This is a genomic window from Acidimicrobiales bacterium, from assembly GCA_035531755.1.
Lineage (GTDB): Bacteria > Actinomycetota > Acidimicrobiia > Acidimicrobiales > UBA8190 > DATKSK01.
The window spans coordinates 175,093-181,100 of the sequence record DATKSK010000030.1; the positions used below are offsets into that span (position 1 = coordinate 175,093).

Sequence of the window (6,008 nt, forward strand, 5' to 3'; positions counted from 1 at the left end):
GTACGGCGGTCGGCGGTCGACCGCCGGCCCGAGGCGGATCGCCCAGGACCTCCCGTGTTCGCGGTGCTCAGCCCACGACCGTGCCGTACATGTCGTTGAGCGGGTACGAGAGCAGTTCGAGCCTCTCGCCGTCGGGCCCGGGAAAGTAGACCGAGGACCCGACGATGTGCGTCTCGATCCCGGATGCTTCGAGCTTGGCCACGAGCCGGTCCCACTGCTCGGGGGTCACCGAGATGGCGATGTGGTGCAGGCCCCCGAACACCTCGCGGTACTCCCCCACGTCCAGGCCGGGAAAGTCGAAGTACGCCAGATAGTTCCCGTGGCCGACGTCGAAGAAGAAGTGCGTGGACCCCCGGTAGTCGCGGTTCTCGAACAGCTCGACCAGAGGAAACTCCAGGAGATCCTGGTAGAAGGTGATGGTCCGCTCGACGTCGCTACAGAGCAGGGCGAAGTGGTGCAGACCCCTGGCTGCTGAGGCTGGTCGTTCGCCCCGGGGCCGGAGGTGGCGGGCCTTCAAGGCCTCCCACTCCTCGCCTCGGTCGATGTCGCTCCCGTGCTCGGTCATCGGCTCGCCTGCATTCCCCGGACTGTACTCAGTGGGACGGCCGTGAGGTCGAGCGGGCACCGGCGATGCACGACCTCGTTGGATGCTGCCACCCCGCCGACCCCGCGCAGGTCGGTGCCGACTCGCTCGGGGGCGGGTGACGATCAACGGCACTGCGATCCTGCGCATCCGGGTCGGGCAGATCGTCGAGCACCGGAGTGGTCCGCACTGCCCGAAGGGTCACGGCCTGATCGCCTGAGCCCGACCGTGGGTCACCAGCCTGCGGATGCCGAGGGGTTGCCGACCACGAGCCACGTGGCCTCGAGGGTGGGGCGTGACCGAAGGAGAACGACGTGCCGGGCCACAGACGCCCGGGCGCCTGAGAGGTTCTCTCACTGCGCCCGGGCGCTGCGGCCAGGTGCCTGCGTGCCGTCAAGCGGCCGTGGTCACTCCCACCGCCCCGCCACCCGACACGGGCTGGTTGAGCTTGGTCCCGCCGAGCGACCCGAAGAACGGGCTGGGCGACGAGGCCGAGAAGCTGAACACGCCGCCGTCGGTGGCGAAGAGCCAGTAGCCGCTGTCACCGGGCATCGCCGCCATGCCCACCACCGGGGCGTTCAGCTTCTTGCCGCCCATCGACCCGTAGAAGTGCTGGGCGGCATCGCCGAAGGCGAACACGCCGCCGTCGGATCCCACCAGCCAGTAGCCCTTGCCCGTCGACGTCGGGACCATGCCCACGATGTTCTTGACGTGGATGCCCAGCCCCGGCAGCGAGTTGTAGGACTTGGCGTCGCCGAAGGCGAACACGCCGCCGTCGGATCCCACCAGCCAGTAGCCGAGGCCGGTCGACGTCGGGGTGATGCCCACGATGTTGTTGACCTGGATGCCCAGCCCCGGCAGCGAGTTGTGGGACTTGGCGTCGCCGAAGGCGAACACACCGCCGTCGGCTCCCACCAGCCAGTAGCCCTTGCCCTGGGTGACCGGCTGCTCCGGCGGGACGGCTGGTGCGTAGGGAGTGCCGGCCATGGCCACCATCGGGGTGTTGAGGGCCTTTCCGCCCATCGAGCCCACGAAGGGGGCGTCGCCCAAGGCGAACACCCCACCGTCGGAACCCACCATCCAGTAGCCGCCCTGGTCGGCGGTGGGCACCATGCCGGCGATGTTGTTGAGGTGGACGCCCAAGCCCGGCAGCGAGTTGTAGAAGCCGGCCGTCCCGTAGTTGAAGACGCCTCCGTCCTTTGCGGTCATCCAGTAGCCGGTGCCCGCGTCGGGCACGAAGAAGACGGCTTGGCCCCCGGGGGTCACCGTGATCGTGTTCTGAGCCGTGGTGGCGTTGGTGTCGGGGGCACCGGCGACCCACACCCCGTAGAACTCGTTGGTGACGGTGTTGCCGCTGACCACTGTGGCGGTCAGCTTCGGCCCGGCCGGCGGCGGGACCGCCGTGGCGGCGACGATGATGCCGGCCGGCTGCGGAGGCCCGTCGGTGGCCAGCCAGTCGTTGCCGGAGATGGTGTTGCCGAGGACCTTGACGCCCGTCACCAGGTCGGCGGCGAGGGGTCCGGCCGCCGGGGCGTTGGAGTGGACGACGACGCCCGGGATTCCCGAGCCGGTGACACTGTTGCCCTGCACGGTCACGTTGGCGACGTTGCCACCCGGGGCGTCCGCCGCCACCACGATGCCGCCGATGACCGGGCCGTGCGGGCCGAACTGGCCCGGCGAGCCCGTGAGGGTGTTCGCGGTCCCGGCCGAGGCGCCGCCGACGGTGATGTTGCTCACTCCGCTCGGGTTGTACGAAGCCACCACGATGCCGCAGCCGCCGTAGTTGCCCGAGACGGTGTTGTTCGTCACGACGTCGTTGGTGGCGGGGCTGTTCGTCCCGGGGTTCGGCGCACCGGGATCGATGCCGGGCGAGGCCGCGTCGTCGGCGATGCCGATGCCGCCGTCGGCGAGATTGCCGGTGACGGTGTTGCCGGTGATCGTCGAGTTGCTGGTCCCGGCCAGCTCGATGCCTTTGTTCTCGGCGATCCCGCTCGTGGGCGCGACCCCGTTACCCGTTACGGTCGAGTTCTGGATGGTGAGGCCGGTGGTGTCCACGGCCAGGATGCCGTGGTCGTTCGCGCCCGACACCGTAATGGTGTCGATGTTCACGTTCGTGGCAGCGGACCCGACGAAGATCCCCACGTCGCAGCCGGTGGCATCGACATTCGCGGTGATGTGCTGCGAGGCGGTGGCCACGAGCGCCGCGCTCAGGCCGGTGCCACCCGCGTTGGCCGTGCAGACCGCAGCGTCAGCGACCCCGGGTGAGGCGGTCAGGGCCACGCCCACGAGCAACGGGAGGCCGAGCGCCATGGCCAGTGTCCCGACGAGCCTCGACGCCCGTCCGGGCGAACGGCGCGGCACGGCGGCCAGTCGGCGTCCGGTGACGACACTCAAGATGCCTCGGCGCGATCGTTTCTCGTTCATACCACTCATCCTCCGCTTCGCTCTCACCACGTCGAGCCGATGTCATTGGGCGTCGGGGTGCAGCCCGCTTTCGCGGTGGCATTCTCCCGAGCCGTCGGCCGGCTGGTCACTGTAGCGGCACCCTAGGACTCCTCGCGCCCCACGCGTTAGGGCCATTTGACCCTTGTGCTCCACGTCCGGCCCGGCGAGCAAACCTGATCTCGCTCGACGTGCTGAAGGCGACCCGTAGAGCGGTCATACGAGGGGCGCTCGACGAGGTGAGGTCGGCATGGAGTTCAACAGGCGTGGAGTTCAACAGGCGTTGAGCTGAACGGTCCAGCCCTGGGCCTGCGTGTATCGGGCGGCGAACAGGAGTCCCCCGATGTCGCCGTCCCACGCGCCGCTTCCCGGAGCCAGTGGTGCGACGTGGTGCCAGGTGATCGGCAGAAGGGCGATGAACCGGGAACCGCCGCACTCTCCACATCCCGAGTTGGCCTCGAGAATGTGACGCAGCCATATGGCGAGATCGGCGGCAGCCTGCGAGCCGGGGTCGACGGGGGCGACGGGTTGTGCGTGGGACGCGGCTATGCGAGCGGCGGCCATGTCGGCCGAGAAGGAGCCGGCTGCCGTGCTCCCGCTGCCCAGGCAGGTCAGCAGGTAGTCGGCGGCGGACAGGGAGCCGGGCATGGGATTGGCTCGGGGGATCGTCGTTCCCGGCCGGGCCTCGACGAAACCACGGAAGGCGTAGTAGCGCGACACCAGGTCGCTCTGGACTGTCAGCACGGGCAGCAACACGTCCGGCGGGAGCCCGGCGGGGATGTCCTGCGCCGTCGGGGTCGGGTCGGCGGCGGCGATGGCGTCGAGCGTCGACTGGCTGATCGTGATCTCGGTCGTCCCGATAGCCCTGTTGGCATCGGTCGCCGCGGCCTTCAGCTTCTGGTCGATGTCGGTTGCGGCGGTGAAGAACGCGGTGAGATCGTCCAGTGCACTCGGCGGTCGGGTGGTAGATGTCGTACTCGCCGAAGTCGAGCCGGTGCGACTCGGACTCGTTGTAGACGTGCTCGTGCACGAAGCACCGACGAGGACCGCCAGCACCATCGCCACGACTGCTCTGCGCACCGCGAACCTTCTTCCGCCGCAGGACCCATCGTCTGTCAGGCGCGCCTCTGACGGCAGGGCCGGAAGTCCCGCCGAGGCTCGGGCCACCCACGATCGGTGCCCGATTCCCGACGTGTGGTAGTGGGACAGCCAGCACGATGCCGGTTCCGATGAAGCGTGAGACGCCCGTCGACCACCGTCTCCGGGTCGCTCCCGAGCCCCGAACCAGGACGTTCGACCCTGGCACGCCCAACAGGGCCGGCGAACACTGGAAGTGGAGCGGAAGGTGGACCATGAGAACAATCGAGCAGGGACGCCAGCCTGTCGAGGCTCCTCGTAAGCCGACGAGCTCTCTGGCTCGTGCGTGGGCCGCGATTGCGCTGATACCGGTGTTCTTCGTGGTCGCCATGGCCGCGGGTGAGGGCACGATCTCCGGGCTCGGCTATCCGGTCGGCGGTGACTATCCGTGGTGGGTGAGCCTGCTTTCCGACCTCGCTGCCGTCGCGGTGGTCCTGGTCCCTTGCGTTGCAGCGGTGATCTTCGGCGCCGAGGCCAAGCGGGCCGGGGCCCGGCGGGCGCTGATCCCCGTCGTCATCGGGGCAGTTGCGGGGGCGGCATGGCTGGTTCTCACCATCGTCTCGGAAATCGGCCCGTGAGTTCGCAACGGGTGTGCAGTCCTATCTGAGCGCTCGATGCGAGCGGTCCGGCCCTCCATCCGTTGCGGGCCCGCGGGTCTGGCCGATGTCCCGAACGAGTCCCTGTCTACGCCTCAGGGCACGCTTCAGGGCACGCAACACGGTCGTCGAAGTCGGGTGCGTATGGCCCCAGGCGGTGGACCTGACGACGCCACCTCCACCATCGCGCGGGATGGGCAATCCGACGGACGTCAAAGGTACGAGGGCCGATCCAGACTCGGGGGATCCCGAGAACACGGGTTTGGTAGTCCGCACGGCGCAAGCCGCCCGGGAGCTGGGGTATCCCGAGTACCCGCTTCGACTCCTCTCCCTCATGAACCACGTCGTCTTCTTCCTGAGCCCCGACGCCTCTGGTCGGGCGCGGCCCACTGGCCGCATGGCTGCATCGGGCGTCCTGGACAATCCTACGTTGGCCCCTCGTGCATCGATTTGGACGGGCTATCACTGCAGCTGGTGATGGCCGGGTTGTCTGCTCCCGGGCCGGGCTGCCCTGTTCGGAGGGACACCCCGGCGATGTCCCCCGGTTTGTGGCGACACGACAGGTCGAGGCTCCCTCCCTCGCATTAGCGTCGACCGCCGTGGGTGACGGAATGGCCTATAGCGAAGAATCCGAGCGCGGTACGAGCCGCGAGACGCTCGATGCCCCTGACACGCGGCTGGATTCGTCGGCTTCGCCACCATCGCAGGTGGTGAGCCGCAGGGCCCTGGTGGCGGAGGTCTGGATCGTCCTGGCACTGTCTCTCGGCGCGTCTGCCGCCTACGCCGTGCTCGATCTGCTCCACTCACTGACGATCGGCATCCCACTGCGTTCACAGCGTGCCGTAATCAACGCACCGGCCGTGGCCAACAGCTCACTGCTGAACCTCGCCTACCAGGTGGTGGGCATCCTCGTCGCCCTTGTGCCGGTGGCGCTTGTCGTGTACCTGCTCGCCCGATCGGGCGAGCAGGTCTCGAACATCGGCATCGACACGGCCCGAGTGGGAAGAGAGGTGCTGTGGGGATCGGCTCTGGCCGCGGGGGTCGGCGGCGTGGGGCTCGCGCTGTACATCGGCGCATATCACGCTGGCTTGAACGTGCGTGTCGTGCCGACCAGTCTGCCGGCGGTGTGGTGGCGCATCCCCGTTCTCGTCCTCGTCGCCGTGGAGAACGGGGTGCTGGAGGAAGTGGTCGTGTGCGGCTTCCTGCTCCACCGGCTGCGCCAACTGCACTGGGGAGACGACCGCTCGCTG

General features: G+C 68.7%; 5 protein-coding genes. 2 read left to right on the top strand and 3 right to left on the bottom strand.

The window, feature by feature from the left end; translation table 11 throughout:
* Positions 1 to 67: 67 nt before the first annotated feature.
* From VMV22_06830 to VMV22_06840, 3 genes are all read right to left on the bottom strand, one after another.
* Entirely contained in the window at positions 68 to 565 is a 498-nt protein-coding gene (locus VMV22_06830) for a VOC family protein (GenBank protein ID HUY22038.1), read from the bottom strand.
* Positions 566 to 976: 411 nt separating this feature from the next.
* Complete coding sequence (locus tag VMV22_06835; protein HUY22039.1) at positions 977 to 3,007, bottom strand: right-handed parallel beta-helix repeat-containing protein; 2,031 nt, start codon at positions 3,005 to 3,007, stop codon at positions 977 to 979.
* A gap of 291 nt (positions 3,008 to 3,298) precedes the next feature.
* Positions 3,299 to 4,105, bottom strand: coding sequence for a hypothetical protein (locus VMV22_06840; GenBank protein ID HUY22040.1), 807 nt, complete (start codon positions 4,103 to 4,105; stop codon positions 3,299 to 3,301).
* Between the two features lie 368 nt (positions 4,106 to 4,473).
* Here VMV22_06840 and VMV22_06845 point away from each other — a divergent pair, with 368 nt between their 5' ends.
* Both VMV22_06845 and VMV22_06850 read left to right on the top strand, forming a co-directional pair.
* Positions 4,474 to 4,740, top strand: a complete 267-nt coding sequence (locus tag VMV22_06845) for a hypothetical protein (protein ID HUY22041.1) — start codon at positions 4,474 to 4,476, stop codon at positions 4,738 to 4,740.
* A 728-nt stretch (positions 4,741 to 5,468) separates the two neighbouring features.
* Positions 5,469 to 6,008, top strand: a 540-nt coding sequence (locus tag VMV22_06850; GenBank protein ID HUY22042.1) for a hypothetical protein, incomplete at its 3' end; no start/stop codon positions are given.

Coding starts and splice junctions, on each gene's coding strand:
- VMV22_06830 (HUY22038.1), bottom strand. CDS start 565: ATGACCGAGCACGGGAGCGACATCGACCGAGGCGAGGAGTGGGAGGCC.
- VMV22_06835 (HUY22039.1), bottom strand. CDS start 3,007: ATGAACGAGAAACGATCGCGCCGAGGCATCTTGAGTGTCGTCACCGGA.